At 55.0% G+C, this 22328-nt stretch carries 13 protein-coding genes; 11 read left to right on the top strand and 2 right to left on the bottom strand.

The window, feature by feature from the left end; all coding sequences use genetic code 11:
- Nucleotides 1-147: 147 nt before the first annotated feature.
- From prmA to AC0LWF_RS11575, 5 genes are all read left to right on the top strand, one after another.
- Nucleotides 148-1113: a 50S ribosomal protein L11 methyltransferase gene (prmA, locus tag AC0LWF_RS11595; RefSeq protein WP_474651678.1), complete on the top strand. Its 966-nt coding sequence runs from the start codon at nucleotides 148-150 to the stop codon at nucleotides 1111-1113.
- 55 nt (nucleotides 1114-1168) lie between these two features.
- Nucleotides 1169-1876: a site-2 protease family protein gene (locus AC0LWF_RS11590; RefSeq protein ID WP_474651677.1), complete on the top strand. Its 708-nt coding sequence runs from the start codon at nucleotides 1169-1171 to the stop codon at nucleotides 1874-1876.
- A 132-nt stretch (nucleotides 1877-2008) separates the two neighbouring features.
- Nucleotides 2009-2779 carry an RsmE family RNA methyltransferase gene (locus tag AC0LWF_RS11585; RefSeq protein ID WP_474651676.1) on the top strand — a complete coding sequence of 257 codons (771 nt, stop codon included), beginning with the start codon at nucleotides 2009-2011 and terminating at the stop codon, nucleotides 2777-2779.
- 5 nt (nucleotides 2780-2784) lie between these two features.
- Nucleotides 2785-4149 carry a tRNA (N(6)-L-threonylcarbamoyladenosine(37)-C(2))-methylthiotransferase MtaB gene (gene mtaB / locus AC0LWF_RS11580; protein WP_474651675.1) on the top strand — a complete coding sequence of 455 codons (1365 nt, stop codon included), beginning with the start codon at nucleotides 2785-2787 and terminating at the stop codon, nucleotides 4147-4149.
- 124 nt (nucleotides 4150-4273) lie between these two features.
- Nucleotides 4274-4699, top strand: a complete 426-nt coding sequence (locus tag AC0LWF_RS11575) for an NUDIX hydrolase (RefSeq protein ID WP_126015670.1) — start codon at nucleotides 4274-4276, stop codon at nucleotides 4697-4699.
- Nucleotides 4700-4829: 130 nt separating this feature from the next.
- Here AC0LWF_RS11575 and AC0LWF_RS11570 read toward each other — a convergent pair whose 3' ends face one another.
- A complete protein-coding gene (locus AC0LWF_RS11570; protein WP_474651674.1) occupies nucleotides 4830-5816 on the bottom strand; it encodes a Na/Pi cotransporter family protein in 987 nt (328 codons plus the stop codon).
- Nucleotides 5817-5909: 93 nt separating this feature from the next.
- On the opposite strand from AC0LWF_RS11570, the gene AC0LWF_RS11565 reads away from it, so the two are divergent.
- Complete coding sequence (locus tag AC0LWF_RS11565; protein WP_474651673.1) at nucleotides 5910-7352, top strand: class I SAM-dependent rRNA methyltransferase; 1443 nt, start codon at nucleotides 5910-5912, stop codon at nucleotides 7350-7352.
- Nucleotides 7353-7654: 302 nt separating this feature from the next.
- On the opposite strand, the gene AC0LWF_RS11560 is transcribed toward AC0LWF_RS11565, so the two are convergent.
- Nucleotides 7655-7975: a CD3324 family protein gene (locus AC0LWF_RS11560; protein ID WP_474651672.1), complete on the bottom strand. Its 321-nt coding sequence runs from the start codon at nucleotides 7973-7975 to the stop codon at nucleotides 7655-7657.
- A gap of 482 nt (nucleotides 7976-8457) precedes the next feature.
- On the opposite strand from AC0LWF_RS11560, the gene addB reads away from it, so the two are divergent.
- The 5 genes from addB (at nucleotide 8458) to AC0LWF_RS11535 (ending at nucleotide 21920) form a co-directional block, all read left to right on the top strand.
- A complete protein-coding gene (gene addB / locus AC0LWF_RS11555; RefSeq protein WP_474651671.1) occupies nucleotides 8458-12006 on the top strand; it encodes a helicase-exonuclease AddAB subunit AddB in 3549 nt (1182 codons plus the stop codon).
- Nucleotides 12003-16226: a UvrD-helicase domain-containing protein gene (locus AC0LWF_RS11550; protein WP_474651670.1), complete on the top strand. Its 4224-nt coding sequence runs from the start codon at nucleotides 12003-12005 to the stop codon at nucleotides 16224-16226. The genes addB and AC0LWF_RS11550 overlap by 4 nt, the downstream gene beginning before the upstream one ends.
- Nucleotides 16227-16247: 21 nt before the next feature.
- On the top strand, nucleotides 16248-17474 hold the full coding sequence (locus AC0LWF_RS11545) for an exonuclease SbcCD subunit D (protein ID WP_474651669.1): 1227 nt from the start codon (nucleotides 16248-16250) through the stop codon (nucleotides 17472-17474).
- Complete coding sequence (locus AC0LWF_RS11540; protein ID WP_474651668.1) at nucleotides 17471-21193, top strand: AAA family ATPase; 3723 nt, start codon at nucleotides 17471-17473, stop codon at nucleotides 21191-21193. Before AC0LWF_RS11545 ends, AC0LWF_RS11540 begins: the two co-directional genes overlap by 4 nt.
- A 115-nt stretch (nucleotides 21194-21308) precedes the next feature.
- Nucleotides 21309-21920 (top strand): hypothetical protein, encoded by a 612-nt coding sequence (locus tag AC0LWF_RS11535; protein ID WP_474651667.1) that lies wholly within the window; start codon nucleotides 21309-21311, stop codon nucleotides 21918-21920.
- The last annotated feature ends 408 nt before the right edge of the window (nucleotides 21921-22328 follow it).

The following is a 22328-nucleotide window of genomic DNA, read 5'->3' as shown; positions in this document are numbered from 1 at the left end:
CATACGCCCTAAACAAGTCTCTTCGCACCGGATGCTGAAGAGGCTTGTTTTTGTATGTGGGAGCTGATTTTGCTTGGAAGCGTGTAACAGTGTAAAATAGAAGCAATATACACCAAACTAGTGGTAAATTCAGGGGGACATATTCAAGTGAAATGGAATGAAATAACGATCTCGACAACGGAAGAAGCGATCGAGATGATATCTAACTTCTTGCATGAAATGGATGCCGACGGCGTATCCATTGAAGAATCAGGCACTCTTAATAAAGAAAGAGACACTTCCCTCGGCCAGTGGTACGAGCATCCATTGAACGATATTCCGGAAGGACAGGCGGTCATTAAAGGATATTTCTCGGAGCTGGATTCGGACGTGGACGCGTTAGTGACAATGCTGACGGCCCGTATTGATGAGCTGCGCGAATTCGATATTGAGCCAGGTGAATACACGATTACGAAAGCGATGGTCGACGAAGAGGACTGGGCTAATGCATGGAAGCAGTATTTCAAGCCAATTCGTGTATCTGAACGTTTGACGATTAAACCGACATGGGAAGAATACGCTCCTTCGCCGGATGAGCGTATTATTGAGCTTGATCCTGGCATGGCATTCGGTACAGGCACGCACCCTACGACAGCATTATGCTTGCGCACGTTGGAATCGGTCATCAAAGGCGATGAGGAAGTCATCGACGTTGGTACAGGCTCCGGTATTCTCGCAATTGGCGCGATGCTGCTTGGCGCACGCCGAGTGCTGGCGCTTGACCTAGATCCGATCTCGGTTACTTCTGCAACGGAGAATACCCGTCTTAACAACCTGCAAGGCGATATTCAAGTGTACTTGAGCGACTTGCTTGGCGTCTTGAACAGCGATCAGAAGCTGAATGTTACGGTTCCTGTCGATGTTGTCGTGGCGAATATTTTGGCAGAGATCATTCTGCTGTTCATTGACGACGTGTATGCAGCGTTGAAGCCTGGCGGTACCTATATCGCATCGGGAATTTGGAAGAACAAAGAAGAAGCGGTTGAGCAAGGCTTGCAAGTAGCTGGGTTTACGATTATCGACCGTCAGCGCGACCAAGATTGGATTGCATTCGTTGCGAAGAAACCAGAATAAGCGGGGAAATTGTTCGACGTTTCCGTTGCTTATATCCTGAGGAGGAAGATAATCGGTGTCGGATTTGTTATGGTACCCATTAAACGATTTACCGTTTGTTTTTCTTGTTATTATGATCGCCTTCACGGCTCATGAATTCGCGCATGCGTATTTTGCTTATCTATTCGGAGATCGGACCGCGTACGATGCCGGGCGTGTAACGCTCAATCCGCGCGCGCATCTCGATATGATGGGAACAATCCTCATTCTAATTGCTGGCTTCGGCTGGGCAAGACCAGTACCAGTCAATCGGGGACGCTTCAAGCATCCTCGGTTGATGGGAATTGTCGTCTCGGCTGTGGGACCGCTTAGCAACTTGCTGCTCTCCGCAATCGGCATTCTGGCTGTATATGTTCTTAACGAGACGGGTTTGCTGGATGCGGGCTCGATCGGCGTTCACCGCGCGATCGTTCATTTCTTACACTATCTGATTACGCTCAACATCGTGCTCTTCATCTTTAACCTTATTCCGGTTCCGCCTCTTGACGGCTATCGCATCATTCAAGATGTTGTACCGACGTCGCTGCGAATTCGAATGGATCAGAACGCGCATTGGGGTATCTTTATTTTCCTCCTTATCGTGTTCATTCCGCCGCTTCGCGCTGCAACGCTTGATCCGTTGTTTATGTACTCGAATAATATCATTTCCGGAATCATCGATTTCTTCGACTTGTTCTTCAAGCAAGTGGATTGGCAGCAGTTTGACAACGATTTCCTTAAGTAATTAGCGGCTTGGAAAATGTTTGACCTCCCTAGCAAAGGTACGCCAAAACGTGTATCATGTAGGTTGGAGTTTTTCGTGAGGGGATATCCGTTTCGTCCTCGATTTGCAATTTGGAGTAGAGAGGTTTGACCCATGCAACGTTATTTTGTACTACCTGCGCAGCTGCAGGACAATCGCGTCGTGCTCACAGGTGACGATGCCCATCACGTCGTACGCGTGATGCGGATGGAAGCAGGAGATAGCATCATTGTAAGCGACGGACAGTCGCGAGTCGCTGAAGCGGTCATTCGCACGCTCTCGCCGAGCCATGTAGAGGCCGAAGTATCGGAGTGGCTGCAAGATAGCAGCGAGCCGCTTTGGTCCGTCACCGTCGCGCAAAGCTTGCCTAAGGGCGATAAAATGGAAATTGTCATTCAGAAGGGAACCGAAATCGGCGCAGTCAGCTTCGTGCCGTTTCAGTCTCAGCGGATGATTGTTCAATATGATGCCAAGAAGGAAGTCAAACGTCTGGAGCGTTGGGGCAAAATCGCGAAGGAAGCGGCGGAGCAGGCACATCGCAGCCGAATTCCGGCCATTGAAGCAGTAGCTTCGTGGAAACAGCTGATTGCGCTTATTAAGGCTTATGATTTGGCTTTGTTCTGTTATGAAAAGGAAGGCGGCGGCCTCGGCTTGCGGGATGCGATATCCGCGCAGCGGGCACGTCACAGCTGGGGCAGCGAAGAGCGCAAAATATTGCTCATCGTTGGACCCGAAGGCGGCTTCACGGAACGTGAAGCTGGCGAAGCAGAGGAAGCCGGCGCAGTGATCGTCGGCCTAGGCAAGCGAATCTTACGCACGGAAACGGCTGCGATGGTTGGACTCGCCTGCCTCATGTATGAATCCGGAGAAATGGGAGGCGTTTAACAACTATGCCATCAGTTGCTTTTTACACACTTGGATGCAAAGTTAACTTTTATGATACAGAAGCGGTTTGGCAGCTGTTTAAGAACGAAGGCTACGAGCAGGTTGACTTCGAAACGACGACAGCTGATGTTTATTTGATTAATACTTGTACGGTTACGAATACGGGGGATAAGAAGAGCAGACAAATTATTCGCCGTGCGATTCGCCGTAACCCTGACGCGATTATCGCGGTTACGGGCTGCTATGCCCAGACTTCGCCTGCCGAAATTCTTGCGATTGAAGGCGTTGACCTCGTAATCGGAACACAGGACCGTGACAAGCTGATGACGTACATCGCGGATCTGCATAAAGAGCGTAAACCGGTGAACGCCGTTCGCAACATTATGAAGACACGGGAGTTCGAAGAGCTCGATGTGCCTGATTTTGCAGAGCGTACGCGTGCATTCCTGAAGATTCAAGAAGGCTGCAACAACTTCTGCACCTTCTGTATTATTCCATGGTCGCGCGGGTTGTCCCGCAGCCGTGATCCGCAAAGCGTCTTGAACCAGGCTCGCCAGCTCGTGGATGCGGGTTATAAGGAAATCGTCCTGACAGGCATTCATACCGGCGGTTATGGTGATGATATGGAGAACTATAAATTATCGAACTTGATCTGGGATCTAGATGCGATCGAAGGCCTCGAGCGTATTCGAATCAGCTCCATCGAAGCGAGTCAGATTGATGAAGATATGATTGACGTATTGAATCGTTCAAGCAAAATGTGCCGTCATCTCCATATTCCGCTGCAAGCAGGCGACACCAGCGTGCTGAAGCGGATGCGCAGAAAGTACACAACCGAAGAGTTCGCCGAGAAAATCAAGCTGCTGCACGAGGCGATGCCTGGTGTAGCGATTACAACAGACGTGATCGTCGGTTTCCCAGGCGAGACGGATGAAATGTTCGAGAACGGCTTCAAATTCATGGAAGAGATGAATTTTGCCGAGATGCATGTGTTCCCGTATTCCAAGCGTACAGGTACGCCTGCTGCGCGTATGGAAGATCAGATTGATGATGAAGTGAAGAACGAGCGCGTTCATAAGCTGATTGATCTCTCCGAGCGGATGCAGCTTGAATATGCGAAGAAATATGTCGGTGAAGTGCTTGATATCATTCCGGAGCGCGAGCACAAGGGCTCGGAAGGTTCCGGACTTATCATGGGCTACTCGGACAACTACATTCAAGTTGTGTTCGAGGGCTCAGTAGAGCTAATCGGCGAGCTGTGCCGCGTGAAAATTACAGAAGCTGGCGTTAACGAGTGCAGAGGACAGCTCCTGCGCGTCCTTGATGCGAAGACTGCTGGTACTGCTTTGCCGCAAGCGATGCAGGCGTAATTTTCCAAAGAGAAACAGTAAACTTGATGCAAGGATTCTTAAGCTGTCCGCTAAAGGGCTGCGTGAGAATCCTTGCTCTACATAAGAGCCATTTCAGGAAAATGCGTAGAGGGGAACGAACGGGATGAAAGAAATTTCAGCAGGTGGAGTTGTGTTCCGCAAGCATGAAGGTGCGCTGCAGATTCAGTTGATTCAGGATCGCTACGGCAAAATCTCGTTGCCGAAGGGCAAGATGGAGGCCGGCGAAACCGTCGAGCAGACCGCGCTGCGCGAAATTGTAGAAGAGACGGGCATGGAAGGCGTCATTATTGCGCCGATTGACCAGATTAAATACAAATACAATCACGAATCTAAAGGACTTGTGGATAAAGAAGTCCACTATTATCTCGTGGAGGCAGTCGGCGGCAAGCTGCAGGCACAGGTCGAGGAAATTCGCGGCGTGGAATGGTTCGAGCCATCCGAGGCATGGAGACGGCAGAAACAGTCAGGTTATAACAATAATGACCGCATTGTGGCCGGTGCGCTGCGGTTGCTGGGGATTAGTGTGTAGGTGGCGGACGAGTAGACCAGCTGCATCCGTGGACAAAGCGGGTTAGCGCTTCGGCGGCCGGGATACACATTGGCGGGAAATCGCCGCAATCAGCACAAGAAGATTCCTGAGGGATCTTCTTGTCACCAGCTCAAGCTGAAGTTAGCTTCCGCAACCTTGGAAGATAACAGAGAGGCAGCGCCAGCAGTGAGCTGAGCACGTTGAACAACGTCTGCGCGTGGGCGATTTGCCCTGCTGGCGATGGTGTGAGCCAAGCCGCCGCCGCGCCGAGCTCGGCAGCGAAAGGCGCGAACAGCGCAGCTCCGCCGACGTTGAGCAGCACATGCGACAGCGCCACGAACCGCCCGGCGCGCGTGCCGCCAAGCGCCGCGATGACGGCGGTCACGCAGGTGCCGACGTTCGCGCCGAGTACGATGGCGATGCCGATCGGAAGCGGCATCGCGCCAGACTGGGCGAGGCCCATGACGATGCCGATGACGGCGGCACTGCTGTGCACCATGGCGGTCAGTACGATTCCCGCCGCCATCCCCCACAGCACGCTAACCTCGGCCCGCGCGAGGAATTCGTGGAAGAACTTCGTCGACTGCACGGCAGGCGCGACGGATTGCATAAGCCCAATGCCGATGAGCAGCAAGGCGAAGCCGCCGAGGACGACACTCAGGCTGCGCACTGGCAGCAAGTAGCGGCGAAGCCCCTTCCTGCCTCTGCCAAGCCAAGGTCCTAGTCCAAGCTCGCCGAAGATGACGGTCGTGAGCCATAACCCGAGCGCTAGCAGAAGCAGCGGCCAGCCAAGCCGGTTCAAGTTCATCCCGATGAGCTCGGTCGTCAAGCAAGTGCCGATATTGGTGCCTAGAATGAGGCCAAGCGTACGCGGGAAAGTAAGCAAGCCAGCGTTGACGAGCCCAATTGCGATAACGGTAACGGCTGTGCTGCTCTGCAGTACAGCCGTTGTTGCTGTCCCGACGAGCAAGCCCCGCAGCGGCGTGGAAGTAAACTTTTGCAGCACAAATTGCAGTCGGTTGCCCACGGATCGCTGAAGCGCAAGCTCCATTGCTCGCATGCCGAGCAGGAATAGGATAAAGCCGATTATAATCGGAATGATGATTGTACTGAGCATTGCACTCATTCTCCTTTCGTACCACATCTCAAAGGTTGAATATAAATACATATGCTAGGCGCAGGACGAGCATGACAAGCATCATCAAGCTAGATGCAAGAGGAAAAGGTGGAGATAGAATTGGAACGGGCAAAAGCGATTTTACAGCGTGATCGCAAAAAAAGATTGGAAGCCGGGCACCCTTGGGTGTTCGCAAGCGAGATCAATCGGGTGGATGGCGAAGCATCGCCGGGCGATTTGGTTGACCTCGTGACACATCAAGGACGCTATCTGGCAACGGGCTATTGGAACCCACGCTCGCAGATTACGGTACGCGTCGTCTCCTATAAACCAATCGAGTCGATGGACAAAGCATTCTTCGTTGAACGATTCAGCCAGTGCTCGCAGCACCGCAGCCGTTTCGTACAAGGCAGTGATTGCCGTCTGGTGTATGGAGAGGCGGATTTCCTGCCGGGGCTCATTGTTGATCGCTTCGGCGGCGTACTCGTTGTCCAGCTGCTCACACTCGGGATGGATGCGCGCCGTGATGATATTATTGCGGCACTTGTCCAAGTGTTCGCGCCGCAAGGGATCTATGAGCGCAGCGACGTGTCGGTGAGAGAGCTGGAAGGGTTGGAGCAACGGACAGGCGTTCTTTACGGCGATTGCCCGAGGATCGTAGAGATCATCGAGAATGGATTGAAGATGGAAGTCGATATCGTGGAAGGGCAGAAGACCGGCTATTTCTTCGACCAGCGAGAGAACCGGGCGTCAATTGCACCGCTTATGCTCGGTTGGGGTTCGCGCAGCGGGATTAAGCTGTCTCCGGTGCCGACAGACGATGCCACAGAGGCAAAAGCGGCGCAGTCGGATGACACCGGCACGATCGCAACGTTAATCGAAGAGAAGCTCGTCCCCGTCAATGCGAATGGTAAAATCGTCACGTTCCCATACTGGGATGGCGCAACGGTGCTGGAATGCTTCGCGCATACGGGCAGCTTCACGCTCCATGCGTGTAAGTATGGTGCGAAGAAGGTGACTTGCCTGGACGTATCCGAGCATGCAATCGAGACCGCTCGCAGCAACGTCATTCGCAATGGGTTCGAAGATCGGGTAGAGTTTGTCGTTGCAGATGCGTTCGAGTATCTTCGCAAACAAGTAAAGGGAATCGATGAACGCCAAGATCGCGCGGCAGGTAAAGGTGATACCTCGAAGCCATTGAGCGATGCAGGTCGGAAATGGGACGTTGTCATCCTGGACCCGCCGGCATTCACGAAGTCGAGAAGCGCAATTGAAGGCGCGGTCAGAGGCTACAAAGATATAAACCTTCACGGGCTGAAGCTCGTCAATGAAGGCGGATATCTCGTAACCGCGAGCTGCTCCTATCATATGCGTCCAGACTTGTTCCTTGAGACGATCCAAGCTGCAGCGATAGACGCTGGCAAGACGCTCCGTCTCATCGAATGGCGCGCAGCTGGCAAGGATCACCCGCAAATCGTCGGCGTGAACGAGGGCCATTATTTGAAGTTTGGCATATTTGAAGTGCGCAGCCGCTAGAATGCGAACCGCATGTAATAAAGATGATGAAGGAGTGCAGGCTGGAAACAGCTGATGCACTTCTTTTTTGTTTTGCTGAGAGACGAAACTTTCGAAGTCGGAGCTTCCCATCAGTCAGGCAACCCGATGCTGATAACTCTGATTGTTACGATTGGGGCCATTATTATTGGCATGTTCGTTTGGATGATCGTTAAGCGACATAAGAGATGATTGTGATGAATGCAAAGGCAATTGCCAGAAACATAAAAAGAGCCTTCCAGCGAAAGCCATACGGCTTCGATCTGGAGGGCTCTTCTCTATTGTCATATACGTGCCTTGGCAGCATCGTATTCGGTTTGTACCTTTATCGCACTTGCGCTGCGCGTCTTCATAATGATCTTCCGGATGCTCTCGCCGGACAAATGATATTGCCGCTCAAGCTCCTGCACGGAGCTTCCACTCACATAGTGCTGGAAAATCTCATCATTACGCCGCTTAATCATAATCCGAGATCCGCTCTTCTCGCCCCATGCGGCACGTTCGTTGTGCGGCTTCGGGATATAGAGCAGTTCTCCTTGAATGTAAGATTGAAGCTCTTTCAGCAGATTAGGGGGAAGCACATCTTTTCCATTTTTGTAGTTCAAGGTAAACCTCCTTGTTCATATCGCCTGCTGCAACATCACCGAAAGTCGAGATTACCATGTCGTACACCTCCTCTTATTAAAATAGAAAAAACACGATCACACTGGCGAAATCGTGCTTCATGAAATCAGTATAATTGAAAACGGAGCTAGCCGTCATCCTTTTTTTGGTAGATGAGGGAGGCATCGCAGCCTCCCTCTGAAGACGACTTCCGCTGTTAGGCGGAAATCACCTCGTGTTGGTTGATCAATTGGATCATCTCCTTTCGCGAAGATTCGTCGGGCCCGACATCTATATTAAGCCATACCAAGAGAGCCGCCAGCAAGCGAAAGAACGGCTATAATCATTTGTTACGCTGGCTAATACCTCCATTGTACTATTTACCTTATCCAAATAAGAACAAATGTTTGTGTCAATGGGTGAAATGAGTGGAATGCCTATGGTAGAATAATAGAATCGAATATGGGAGAGAGGTGGGCAGGTCATGACGCTACGCTTTGTAATCGGCCGCTCAGGCTCAGGCAAGACGCACCATTGTCTAGACGAGATTAGACAGCAGGTACTGGCGCAGCCAGAAGGACCACCTATCGTTATTTTGGTGCCGGAGCAGGCGACATTCCAGACGGAATACGAGCTGCTGAATCATTCGGAGCTTAGAGGCAGCATACGGGCGCAAGCGCTCAGCTTCCGGCGTCTGTCGTTCCGCATCATGCAGGAGACCGGCGGCACTGCACTCATTCCAATCAGCGAGAACGGGAAGAACATGCTGCTGTACAAAATCGTTCATCGTCTCGAGGATCAGCTGCAGCTGTTCCAAGGATCACATACGCAGCACGGTTTCATCGAACGGCTGGGCGAGCTGATGACGGAGTTGAAGCGATATGGCATTGACGCTTCGCAGCTATCGGACTATGCAATTAACAGGCTGCCGCAGAAGAGCAATTCGCTGCTCGGGCGCAAGCTGAACGATCTTAAACAAATCTCCGAAACTCTCGAGCAGGAGCTGGAAGGGCTCTATGTTGATGCCGAGGATTATTTGAGCTGGCTCATTCGCGGTTTTCATCAAGCGCCGTCGATGGCAGGTACGGAAGTTTGGGTGGACGGGTTCCATGGCTTTACCCCGAAGGAATTTGACGCCCTCGCATCGCTAATGAAGCACAGCAAAGCGATGACGATTACGCTGTGCCTCGATAAGCTCTACGAGCTAGGCGAGCAGCCGCATGAGCTGGACTTGTTCCATCCGACTGCAGAGACGTATATGAAGCTGAGAGATATAGCGATTACAAACGGCGTGACGATTGAGGAGCCGCTGTTCTTGGAAGGAACGCCATACCGCTTCCGGGAGAACCCCATGCTGGCGCATGTGGAACGGAACTATGGCGGACGGGGAAGACTTACGCTCACCGAAGACGAGCTGCGACATGGCGGCGTCTCGCTTCATGCTGCGGCAGGACGCCGAGCTGAAGTAGAAGCGGTAGCGCGAGATATCGTGCGCAGAGTGCGCGATGAAGGCGCAAGATACCGTGACTTGGCGGTTATGGTGCGCAATGCGCCGGATTACAACGACTATATTAAAGCGGTGTTTGCTGATTATGAAATACCGTATTTTCTCGATCAGAAGAATGCAGCGCTGCACCATCCTTTTGTCGAATTCATTCGTTCGGCATTGGAAATTTCGGTACATGGCTGGAGGTTCGAGGCCGTATTCCGCTGCATTAAGACAGAGCTGCTCATACCAGAGGACGGAAGCTTAACTCGTGAGAGCTTCGACTTGCTTGAGAATTACGCGCTGGCGACAGGGATGAACGGCAACCGCTGGACGACGCTTAGCCAGTGGAAGCCGATGACGCGGGATACACTCGAAGGCGATCCGATAGGCGCAGGCGAGAAAGAGCTGCGAGAGTTCGAAGTTATTATGGCCGCTAGAGAAGCAGTCATACCTGTTATTCGAAAGTTTACGCGCGAGCTGAAGAAGGCAAGCAGTGTAAGGGGGATGTGCGAGGCGCTGTACCGCCTATTCATTGCCATCGAAGCGCCGGATCGGTTAGAGCGTTGGAGCCGCAAGGCAATTGCCAGCGGCAATCCGCTGAAGGCGAGAGAACATCGCCAGCTGTGGGACGGCGTGATGGAGATGCTTGACCAGCTGACAGAAATGACCGGTACGGAAGCGATGCCTGTTGAACTGTTTGCTGGCATGGTGGAGACAGGTCTTGAGAGCTTGAAGCTTGCCTCGGTACCGCCCTCGCTGGACCAAGTGCTGATCGGCAGCATGGATCGGACACGTTCAGGACAAGTGTCGGTGTGCTATCTGCTTGGCGCGAATGACGGCGTCATGCCGCAGCGCATGCAGGAAGACGGTGTACTGACGGAAGCGGAGCGCGAGACGCTTGAATACGGCGGGCTTGTGATGGCGCCAGGCGTACGCCGGAAGCTGCTCGATGAACGTTTTATGATCTACGGAGCACTGACGACGCCGAGTAAGCATCTGTGGATTAGCTGGCCGCTGGCGGATGAGGAAGGGAAGAGCCTGCATCCGTCCGAGGTCATTCGGCATTTGAAAAATTTGCTCCCAGGCTTGCAGGAAGCAGGCATTGCAGGAGAGCCGATTCCGAGCATGCCGGAGCCTGAGCAGCAAGCCTTCATGGCGCATTCGGAGCGGACATTGTCCTATCTGATTACACAGCTGCGCATCTGGAAGCATGGCGGCGAGATTGCTCCGATCTGGTGGGAGGCGTACAACTGGTTCGCTGTCCGCCCGCAATGGCAGGACAAGCTGCAACGACTGGCAGCATCGCTTCAATACAGCAATGAAGAAGTGACGCTGTCGGGTGAGACAGCTGATTTACTCTATGGACGATTGCTGCGCGGCAGCGTGTCGCGGATGGAACGCTTCGTATCTTGTCCGTTTCAGCATTTTGCCATACACGGCTTGCGGCTTCGAGAGAGAGCACTATATAAGCTCGCTGCTCCAGACATTGGTCAGCTCTTCCATGCTGCTCTTAGCCGGCTTACAGAGTCGCTTGGCGACCAGTTCGGCGCATACACCCCGGATCAGCTGCGTCAACTGTCCGCTGAAGTCGTTGGCGAGCTGGCCCAGCGCCTGCAATCGCAAATTCTGTACAGCAGCAGCCGCCATCAATATGTGGCTCGCAAGCTGCGTGACATTATTAGCCAAGCGGCGATTATTCTTAGCGAGCATGCGCGGCGCGCGCAGTTCAAGCCGGTCGGTCTCGAAATCGGCTTTGGTCCGGACGGTCCACTGCCGCCGGTTACGATTCCTCTGTCTGGCGGGAGAACGCTTGAGATGGTCGGCCGAATTGACCGTGTCGATGCTGCGCAGACGACGGACGGCCTTTTGCTGCGTGTCATCGATTACAAGTCCAGCGCCAAGCAGCTGCGGCTTGAGGAGGTTGCCTATGGGATGGCGCTCCAAATGCTGACGTATCTGGACGTCTTGCTGACGCATGCACCGGAGTGGTTAGGTCAACCAGCGAAGGCAGCTGGCGCGTTGTACTTCCATGTACACAACCCAATGCTGTCATCCTCGAATGGCATGCTGCCGGAGAAGGCGCAAACGGAAATATTGAAGCGGTTCAAGCTGAAAGGGCTTGTGCTTGCAGATGAAGAAACGGTCCGAATGATGGATAACACATTAGCTACCGGCTATTCCGAGCTGCTTCCACTCGCGCTCAAGCGCGACGGAGGTTTCTATAGCAGTTCTTCTGTTGTCTCGGACGAGCAATGGGGAACGCTTCGCAAGTCAGTGCGGGGAACGCTGCGCCGAATTGGCGAGCGAATCGCGGGCGGCGACGTATCTATCGCACCTTACCGCCTTGGCGGGAAGACGCCGTGCCAATTCTGTGCCTATAAGCCGGTATGCCATTTCGATCCGTTGATCGAAGGCAACTGCTATACGAAGCTGAACAAGCCGGGCAAAGACGAAGTGTGGGAGCTGCTCGCGTCAGGAGACGACGAGGAGAGTGCTGCTGGTAAACAGCCGAATGTGAATGAGAAGGAGGAGCATGGACAATGACGACGACAGCGACGATAGCTTCGATACCGCCAAAGCCGATTGGAAGCACATGGACAGACGATCAATGGCGCGCCATTGTGACGAGCGGGAGCAACATTCTTGTTGCTGCTGCTGCAGGCTCCGGCAAAACGGCTGTTCTCGTCGAGCGGATCATCCGCAAAATCTCTGCGGACACGGATGTCGACAGACTGCTCGTAGCGACCTTCACCAAAGCGGCTGCCGCGGAAATGAAAGAGCGGATCCGAATCGCGCTTGAGAAGGAGCTAGACAAGAATCCGGGCTCCGATCATCTTCGTAGGCAGCTTGCCCTTATGGGTCGAGCGTCTATTACGACGCTTCATTCCTTCTGTCTTGATGTCATCCGGCGCTATTATTCGTTGATCGGGCTTGATCCGGGCTTTCGCATTGCGAATGAGACGGAAGCGGAATTGCTGCGGATGGACGTGCTCGATGCGTTGTTCGAAGAGCGCTACGAAGCAATAGAGAATGAAGAAGGACAAGCCTTCTATGAGCTAGTCGAACGGTTCGGCGGAGAGCGCGGCGATGAGCCGCTATATGCACTCGTCATGAAGCTCTACAATTTCTCGCAAAGCCATCCTTGGCCGAAGGCATGGCTTCAAGACACGGCTGCAGAATTCCGTGTAAAGGATGCCGAGGAGCTTGGGCGTACCGAGTGGGTGCAGAGCATTGCGGCTGCTGTCAATATGTCGCTGCAAGGCGCGCAGAGCTTGCTCGAACAGGCGATGGACATTACGCGGCTGCCGGCAGGACCTGACGCGTATGCCGAAACCTTCCAGGATGATCTGAATGTCATTCATGCATTGCAGCGCAAGGTGAGCCATGAGCCGTGGGAGACATGGCACGAAGCGTTTACGACAGCGAGCTTCGGCAAGCTGAAGAGCCAGCGCGGGGATGCATGCGACAAAGGGCTGCAGGAGCAGGCGAAGGAGCTGCGCGATTCCGTAAAGAAGCTCATCGCGGATATGACCGATGAGCTGTTCACCCGCACGCCGGAGCAGTTTGCGGCGGAGCTGCTCGAGATGGCGCCGCTCATGGAGACGCTCTCCGGGCTAGCAGACGAATTCGGCAGCCGGTTCGAAGCTGCCAAGCTCGAGAAAGGGCTTATCGATTTTGGCGATATGGAGCACTATTGCTTGCGGATTTTGCGAGACAGCTCATCTACGCCGGCACGGATGGTCCCATCGGCTGCGGCGCTCGAATACCAGCAGCAGTTCCAAGAGGTGCTGCTTGATGAATATCAAGATACGAACATGGTGCAGGAAGCGATAGTTTCCTTAATCGCGAGGCCGGGCAAAGGCAACCGCTTCATGGTTGGCGACGTGAAGCAGAGCATCTACCGGTTCCGACTGGCGGAGCCAGGCTTGTTCCTGCGTAAATATAAAACTTATCTGACTTCTGACGATATGCAAGGCGCGGATGCAGATGCAGATACAGATGCAGCCGACAGCGTTAGTGGGATTGACGAAGAGCAAGAATACGGCGTTCGGATCGATCTGGCGCGTAACTTCCGCAGTCGTCAAGAGGTGGTCGACGGTGTTAACAATGTGTTCCGGGCGATCATGCGCGAGAAGGCAGCGGAGATGGACTATGACCAGCGAGCAGAGCTCGTGTGCGGCGCGTCCTATCCATCTGCGAGCGATGGCGGAGCACCGGAGCGCTATGCAGTAGAGTTTGCGGTTCTCGATAAAGGTGGCAAAAGCTCCGGCGAAACGGATGTCGATGCGGAAGAGAACAGTGAAAGCGAAGTCAGCTCTGATGCAGAGCCGGCTGAAGATTTGCAGACGGTAGAGCTTGAGGCGCGGTGGATTGCTAGCCAAATTCTTAGATTGAAAGGCATGCAGGCAGGTGAAGACGCAGCGTACGAAGAGCCTTTTCAAGTTTATGATGGCAAAAAAGGGCGGAAGCGTCCGCTCGCATGGCGCGACATCGTTATCCTGCTGCGAGCAGACAAGCAATGGGCGCCTACTATTATCGAGGAGCTGCAGCAGCATGGAATTCCGGCCTATGCGGAGCTGAGCAGCGGCTACTTTGAAGCGACTGAAGTAGAGACGATGCTATCGCTGCTGCGTGTCATCGACAATCCTTTTCAAGATATTCCGCTTGCAGGGACGCTTCGTTCGCCGCTTGTCGGATTAACGGGCGAGGAGCTGGCGCTAATCCGCATTGCCGGCGGACGAGTCGCTTATTACGAGGCCGTTCGTCTCGCGGCTGATGATCCCACGATCCCAGAATCGACGCAGCGCAAGCTTGTCAACTTCCTCGCGGCGCTGGAAACATGGCGAGAGGAGGCGCGTCAAGGCGCGCTCGCCGATCTGCTATGGCGCATTTACCGCGAAACCGGCTATTACGATCTCGTCGGCGGAATGACGGGCGGCTTGCAGCGGCAAGCAAATTTGCGTGCGCTGCATGACCGTACGCGCCAATATGAAGCGACGACGCTGCGCGGCTTGTTCCGCTTCCTCCGGTTTATCGACCGGATGCGGGAAAGCGGCGGGGACCTCGGCACGGCAAGAGCGCTGGGCGAACAAGAGGATGTCGTTCGCATCATGTCCATTCACAAGAGCAAGGGGCTTGAGTTCCCGGTCGTGTTCGCAGCAGGGCTTGGCAAGCAGTTTAACAAGCGTGATCTGACGAGCCAGTTCTTAATGCACAAGCAGCTCGGCTTCGGCCCGCGATATGTCGATACGGATCTGCGCGTGAGCTATCCGACGCTGCCGTATCTTGCCATTCGCCAACGGCTTGGCATGGAGACGCTGGCGGAGGAAATGCGGATTCTGTACGTAGCGCTGACGAGACCGAAGGAAAAGATGTTCCTCGTCGGCACCGTTGCCGATGCCGAGAAGCAGCAGCAGCGTTGGGCGTCTGCGCTTGATCGTGAAGGTCAGCTGCCGGACTTCCGCATTGCCGGAGCATCCAAGTTTATTGATTGGCTCGGTCCGCTCGCGATGGAAGCAGGAATTCCGATTGTTGTGCAGCAAGAGGGTGCGGAGCTGGCGCTCGAGACGCAAGAGAGCGTTGAAGCGGTAGCGGCAGAGATCTCGCAGCAGCCGGAGATCGAGGATGAGCTTGGCCGTCTGCGTGCGTTCAAAGATTGGAAGACAGCGGTCGTGCCGGCATCCGTGCTAGGGTTTGAAGCTGCTGCTGGTGCTGCTGAAGATACCGAAGCGATGGAGGCTTTTGCGGAGCGGATGCAGGCTGTTCAATCTCTTGTCCCACTGCCGATGTCAAGTGAAGCTGCAAGCGAGATTGATAGACGGCTTAGCTGGCGGTACCCTTATGCGGCAGCAACGACGACGGCAGCAAAAAGCTCGGTAACCGAGATGAAAAGGCTGCATGCCGAATTCGGCGGTGATGATGAAGTGCTGTTATTGCCGGAGATTGCGGAGGCTGCCGAAGCGGCGAATGTTGAGGTCGTTGCGGATGTGATGGAAGAGCCGGTAGAGCCGGTAGAGCAGGAAGTACTGCCTGGCGAAGTGGTTCAGCTTGATCTGTTTGCGATCGCTGAGGATGAAGGCCAGGTGGAGCTCTTCTTCGATGATGAAGCGGTTAGCCTTGTGCATGAGGAGTTGTCGCAGACTGAGGCCACAAGGAAGTTTGAAGCTTCGGCGACGAAGTCAGGCGGTGGCGAGTATACGTTCCGTCTGCGCCGTCCGAAATTTATGGAAGAGGCTTCGATGACTGCAGCGGAGCGGGGAACCGTGAGCCACTTGGTCATGCAGCATATACCGATCACAGCAGAAGTGACTGAAGAAACAGTGCGTGAGACCGTTAACCGATTGCGGGAGCTGTCGATGCTGTCGAAGCAGCAAGCGGAAGCGGTGGATATCGCGGGTTCGGCGGCATTTTTCCAGAGCGGTGTTGGCAAAAGGCTGCTTGAAGCGCAGTGGGTGCGGCGCGAGACGCCGTTCAGCTGCACATTCCCGGCAGCGCGGGTGTATCCGGGATGGGACGAATCGCTCGATGAAGAGCCGATTCTGATCCAAGGGGTAATCGACTGCTTGTTCGAAGACGAGCAGGGCTTGGTGCTGCTAGATTATAAAACAGACCGGATTCAGATGAAGCAATGGGAGCAGGCGGCAGAGCGCCATCGGTTCCAGCTGACGCTGTATGCGGAAGCGATAGAGTCTGTCATTGGCCGGAAAATAGATGAATGTTATGTGTTCTTCTTCGATGGGGGACGAGCGGTAAAATTGTTTTAACGAGGGGAAGGGAAACTGGCGATGCGGATACTGCATACGGCAGACTGGCACTTTGGGCGTTCGCTTGAAGGCCGCAGCCGATTAGAGGAGCAGGAGGCTTTTGTCGATGAGCTGGTTCAGCTCGTTCACGATGAACGGATTGATCTCGTTATGCTTGCTGGGGATGTCTATGATTCTGTCAATCCGCCGGCAGCAGCGGAGCAGCTGTTTTACGAGGCGGTAGCCCGGTTGGCGGATGGAGGCAAAAGAACGATTGCAGTCATAGCGGGCAATCACGATCATCCAGAGCGGGTGACGGCATCGGCTCCACTTGCAGCAAGGAGTGGCATTCAGCTTGTCGGCATGCCGACTGCGGAGCCCATGGTCATCGACGTTGCGAGAACCGGCGAGCAGGCCATCATTGCGGCGCTGCCCTATCCATCGGAATCGCGGCTTCGCGAATTGTTAAGCGAGGCAACGGATGAAGGCGTGCTCCGATCCGCTTATTCGGAGCGGGTAGGACGGCTGATGACGCAGCTTGGCTCTGCGTTCCGGCCGGATACGGTAAACTTGGCGATGAGCCATATTTATGTGCTTGGCGGTCTGGAGACAGATTCCGAACGTCCGATTCAGATCGGCGGCGCATACACGGTTGATCCGTCTGCGCTGCAGATTGGCGCTCAATACGTGGCGCTAGGACACTTGCACCGGCCACAGCGGGTAGCTGGAGATGAGACGATGCGCTACAGTGGATCACCGCTTGCGTATAGCTTCTCGGAAGCGGGTCAAGCGAAGTCGGTAACGGTGTTTGATGCGGAGCCAGGCAAGGTTATCGTGCCGCAGGAGCTTTTGCTGAGCTCTGGCAGACCGCTTGTTCGATGGACGGCAAAAGGCGGAATTAGCGAGGTATACAGCTGGATTGAAGAAGGTCGTGATTCACGTGCTTGGATTGATCTCGATGTATGGATGACTGAAGCAATGACCTTGCAGCATGTACAGCAGCTGCGCAAGCTTCATGAGGGACTCGTTCATATTCGTCCGGTCTATCCAGAGCAGGCGGAGGCGCTCGAAGCGGATCATCGCGCTCGCGAGCAGCTGCCTGCTGAAGAGCTGTTCCGCCGATTTTTCTCCCGTCAAACGGGCGGAGGCGAGCCGGATGCAGAGACGGTGCAATTGTTTCTCGATCTGATTGCAGAGGATGAGGAAGATACGCTGACTGTTTCTTCGGAAGAAGTGCTCGAGCAGCTGGCTGGAGGGGAGCGCGCATGAAGCCAATATTGCTGCGATTAAGCGGCTTGCAGAGCTATCGGGAGATGCAGGAGATCGACTTCGAGCGACTGACTGAAGCTGGCGTGTTCGGGATCTTCGGATCGACCGGCAGCGGTAAGTCCACTATTCTGGATGCGGTAACGCTTGCGCTCTATGGCAAAGTAGAGCGTGCGGCGAACGGCACGCAGGGCATTATGAATCAGGCGGAGAAGACGCTCTCCGTTGCATTCACATTCGAGCTGGCTGGCGCTGGAGAGAAGAAACGGTACCGCGTCGAGCGGCAGTTCAAACGAAGCGGCGATGTGACCGTGAGCAACACGATCAGCCGGTTCGTGGAATTGACCGGTGCGGGCGACATCGTCATCGCGGACAAGCTTGCGGATGTGACGCGCTGCGTCGAGCTGCATATCGGGCTTAATATGCAGGACTTCACGCGCGCTGTCGTTCTTCCGCAAGGGAAGTTCGCGGAGTTTCTGTCGCTGACAGGCAAGGATCGCCGTTCGATGCTCCAGCGGCTGTTCCGGCTGGAGCGATTCGGCGACGGTCTGGCGCTGAAGCTAAGCCAGCGCATGAAAGCGGCTGAAGCCGCGCTGAATGAGGCGGCGGCCGAGCAGCATGGCCTCGGCGACGCCTCTGCCGAAGCGGTGGCAGCCGCGGAGGCGCGTTACCGCGAAGCGGCAGCTGTGGCTGCAGCAGCGCGTGCGGCGCTCGCGGATGCGGAGCGGCTGCATGCGGAGCAGCTGCATGTGCGCGAGCGATTAACCGCGCTGCGCAGCAAGGAGGCGCGGCAAGCGGAGCTGCTCGCCGAGGCGCCGCGCATTGCGGCGCTCGAGCGCGAGCTTGCGCGCCTCGCGGCGGCGGAGCGGCTCGCGCCCGCGCTCGCTGCCGCAGGCACGGCCGCCGCGGCGCTGCGCGCTGCCGCGGCGCGCCGCGAAGCAGCCGGGCTTGCGCATGCTGCCCGGCAGGAAGCGGCCACGGCCGCAGCCGCCGCGTGGACGGCGGCCGCTGCCGAGGCCGCGGCTGGCGAGCCGCGCCTAGCGCTGCGGCTCGGCCAGCTTGCGGAAGCGCAGCGGCTGGAGGGCGAAGCCGCTGCGCTTGCGAAGAGCGCGGCCGAAGGCGAGCTGCGCGCTCGCACAGCGGCCCAGCGGCGCGACAGCTTTGGCGCGGAAGCGGCCAAAGCGCAGGAGCAGCTCAGCCGCGCCACGGCGAAGCAGGCGGAGCTGCGCCAGGAGCTGAAGGCGACGGAGCTGACCGCCGCCGATCGCGAGAAGCGTGAGAAGCTCGGCAAGCAGCTGCAGCAGCACCAGCATTTGCTCGCCGCCAAGGCGGCAGCGTTGCGTGAGAGCGACGCTGCCGCGCTGCAGCTGGAGCGCTCGATGGAACTTCACGGGAAAGCACGAATGGAGATGGTGCAAGCGGAGGCTGATGTACGCGGACAGCTGGAGCAGCTGGTGCCCGTATGTGCCGAACTATCTGAGATCGGCAGTCATTTGACTGCAATGGGCAGCATGCTGCCGCAGTGGATCGAAAGAACGCGCGCTGAGCAGCGCGAACAGGAACGGCAGGCGCTAGCTGCCCAGCTGGCGGCAGGACTTGTCTATGGCGAGCCGTGCCCAGTGTGCGGATCATGCACGCATCACGGCGCGCATGATCGAGTGCTGCAAGGAGAAGCGGATGCAGGAGCGAGCCATGTATCAGCATGGGAACAAGCGCAGCGACACGTTCAGATGGCGCAGCTGCGACTGACGCCGCTGCAAACGAAAGCAGATTCGGCGCGAGAGCGTCTCATGGAAGCAATCCACATGGATGAAGCGGCGGGGTCGCAAATTGGCTGGACACGGTTTGCGCCGATAAGCGAAGCAGCGGCCGCGCTTGCCGATCCTGTTGCACCTAGCTCTGTTGTTTCAAATTCACATGCCTCGGCTGATTTCTACTCGGAAGCAGTGGAGCAGGTCGACCTCTTTGGGGATGCATTCCACAGTACGGAAGAGGAGACCTCATTAACTGTATCTGTTGATCCCGGTTCTGTCGATTCTGGTTCCATTGGTTCCGTGGCTGTTGATTCCGTCACTGTTAATTCCGATTCTGTTGATCTCATATCTGTAGATTCCATCTCTATTAACTCCGAGTCCATTGTTTCGCCATTACAAGCCGCAGCTCTCTCCTCAAGCGAGGCGCTGCTTGCCACGCAGCAGGCGCTTGCCGCTCTGTCAGAGCAGATCGCTGTGCAGGAAGCTTGGCTGCAATCGGCAGAGCGAGGATTTACGAGCAGCCGCAATCGGCTTACCGAAACGACGCGTAAGCATGAGCAAGCCGCAAGCGAGCTTCGCACTCAATTTGCGCTGTCGAACCGCGCTTCGGAGCAGCGGGAGCAAGCCGATATGCAGCTGGCAGAAGGGCTGGCGAAGTGGCAGCAGCTATTCGGCGAGACGCTTGCGCCTGAGCAAGCCGAGGAGCTGCTTGAACAGCTCGCAAGCCGTGAGAACAGCTCGGAAGAGCTGCGGATGAGATTGGAGAAGAGCGTAAGCTACATCGAAGAGAAGACGCACACCATGCAAGAAAGCACGAAGCAGGCGCAAGCTGCAGAGCTGGAAGCCGCTACGCTTGCCGAGAAACTTGCTGGCCAGCAGCTTCAGCTTCAAGAGAAGCAAGGACAGCTGCGTCAGATGACAGCTGGTGTTCCAGCTGCACAATTAATTGCAGCGGCGGAACAGGAATTAACGAAGCTGAGAAGCTCGCTCAAGCAGCAAACTGAACGTCATGAAGCTGCGCAGGCGGCTCTTCAAGATGCATTGCTGACCCAGAGCAGAGAGCAGGAAGCAGAGCGGGCTGCCGCTAGCCGCCACGAGGAAACGAGTGCGGAGTGGGAGGCGCAGCTTGCACGTTCGCCGTTTGAGAGCGGTGAGGAGGTTGCGGCCTTGCAGCCACGCCTTGCGGAGCAGAGCAAGCTTTCCGAACAGGCTGCAGAGTTCCACGAAGCAATCAACCAAATTGCCGCTCAGATCGAGCTGTTGCGTGACCAGCTTGGCGGACGGAGCCAGACCGAGGAAGAGTGGGAAGCGGCAGTTCAGCAGCTTGCTCGCTGCCGCGAAGAGAACGAGCTGCAGCTTGGGGTGTCGGCGAAAGCTGAACGAGACCAAGAAGAGCTGAAGCAGAAGCAAGAGCGGTGGAATGCGCTCGAAGCGAAGCGGAGCCAGATGGATCAGCTTACCGGACGGCTAAAGTCGCTTCAAACCGTATTTCGCGGCAATGCTTTTGTTGAATACGTGGCTGAGGAGCAGCTTGTGCAGGTGTGCAGAGCCGCCTCCGAGCGGCTTGGCTTCTTGACGAAGCGGCGCTATGCGCTGGAAGTTGATTCCGGCGGCGGCTTCGTAATCCGCGATGACGCGGGAGGCGGTATTCGCCGACCTGTGTCGACATTGTCTGGCGGCGAGACGTTCCTCGCTTCGCTTGCTCTTGCGCTGGCGCTCTCCGGACAAATTCAGCTGCGAGGCAAATACCCGCTGCAGTTCTTCTTCCTCGACGAAGGCTTCGGTACACTTGATCCGGAGCTGCTCGATACGGTCATTACAGCGTTAGAGCGGCTCCATAACGAGACGCTGGCAGTTGGTGTCATCAGCCACGTGCCGGAGCTCCGCGCGAGATTGCCAAGAAGGTTGATTGTAACGGCATCCGAGCCCGCTGGACGAGGCAGTACAGTTGCGCTCGAGACGATGTGACGGTTCTGTTAACATTACGGTTTTGCCTCCAGGCAGCCTTGCAAACTACACTTGAAACGGCTAACTTAGTAGGGAGATTATCGAAATAAAGTTGGTTAGCTTGGAGGAATTTGACTTGGAAGAGACTAAAAAGAAACGTCCCATATTTACGCCTGCCATTCTGCTTTTACTGACGATGAGCTTAATGGGCAACGTCGTTTTGTATACGAAGAAGATTCAGAATGATCATGACACGCGAGTGGCACGTGGAAATATAGTTATTCAGTCTGGCAATGAAGCAAAGGAGCACTTCAAGCTAGTTGTCGATACGGCGCAGCACATGCTGGACAAGCAAGACGTTTCATCGCGTCTTGCGGACAAGAGTAAGCTGCTTGCTGCTTTTCAAACTGCTCCGCAAGTGATTCAGTTTATCAAGGAAGCGGAAGTTACGAATGGTCAACCGTTTCAAGCAGATAAGCGGGATGCTGTTGCTTTCATGAAACAAGCGCAAACGAGACTTGCGAACATTGGCAATCATGAAGGTCCGTTAAAGGCGAATGAATCAGAGTTTTTGCAGTTTCTAATCAAGACGTATCAAGTCTGCGCTGAGACGATGCAGCCGTTCGACCATGATACATGGTCCGAGACGAATGCATTGACCATTCTCGTTGATAAAGAGTGGGTCGCAATGGCCGAGAAGCTGAAGCAAACGATGCATGATTCCCCTGTTTTGAACCTAAGCAAATAAGAGGCTGTTCCCTCAATCGTAGTCGAAGGACTGACGGAGGGAACAACCTCTTTTTTATTTCACCTGTTTTGCGGATTTAGTTCATCTGTTTCTCTGGTTTTCGCCTGCTGAACAGCGGTTATGCGACTAATTTAGGCGCGACAACCCTCTCGATTCTATAGACCATCATTCTAGCGGTTCGCAGAGTGCTTATTGACAAGCGAAGCTTTGTTCTTGCAATCTAACGGTTGCCTGAGAGCTTATTTGGCCCAAAATCGGAACATTTCGCTTCCATCTAGCCCAATAACGCCGCTGATAACCGTTACAATTTCACACGTGCAATTTTATTCTAAATAGGCTGCGTGGCAACCATTAGCGTTCAGTGTATAAGACGCAACCAAGCTAGTCGGATCGAGTCTTCCAATGGAT

This window comes from Paenibacillus sp. sgz302114, assembly GCF_056120345.1.
Note: the sequence above shows the minus strand (reverse complement) of the source record. Positions and strands in the feature narration are given on the sequence as shown.

Coding starts and splice junctions, on each gene's coding strand:
- AC0LWF_RS11575 (WP_126015670.1), top strand. CDS start 4,274: ATGAAAGAAATTTCAGCAGGTGGAGTTGTGTTCCGCAAGCATGAAGGT.
- AC0LWF_RS11565 (WP_474651673.1), top strand. CDS start 5,910: ATGCAAGAGGAAAAGGTGGAGATAGAATTGGAACGGGCAAAAGCGATT.
- AC0LWF_RS11545 (WP_474651669.1), top strand. CDS start 16,248: ATGCGGATACTGCATACGGCAGACTGGCACTTTGGGCGTTCGCTTGAA.
- AC0LWF_RS11540 (WP_474651668.1), top strand. CDS start 17,471: ATGAAGCCAATATTGCTGCGATTAAGCGGCTTGCAGAGCTATCGGGAG.
- AC0LWF_RS11585 (WP_474651676.1), top strand. CDS start 2,009: ATGCAACGTTATTTTGTACTACCTGCGCAGCTGCAGGACAATCGCGTC.
- addB (WP_474651671.1), top strand. CDS start 8,458: ATGACGCTACGCTTTGTAATCGGCCGCTCAGGCTCAGGCAAGACGCAC.
- mtaB (WP_474651675.1), top strand. CDS start 2,785: ATGCCATCAGTTGCTTTTTACACACTTGGATGCAAAGTTAACTTTTAT.
- AC0LWF_RS11570 (WP_474651674.1), bottom strand. CDS start 5,816: ATGCTCAGTACAATCATCATTCCGATTATAATCGGCTTTATCCTATTC.
- AC0LWF_RS11550 (WP_474651670.1), top strand. CDS start 12,003: ATGACGACGACAGCGACGATAGCTTCGATACCGCCAAAGCCGATTGGA.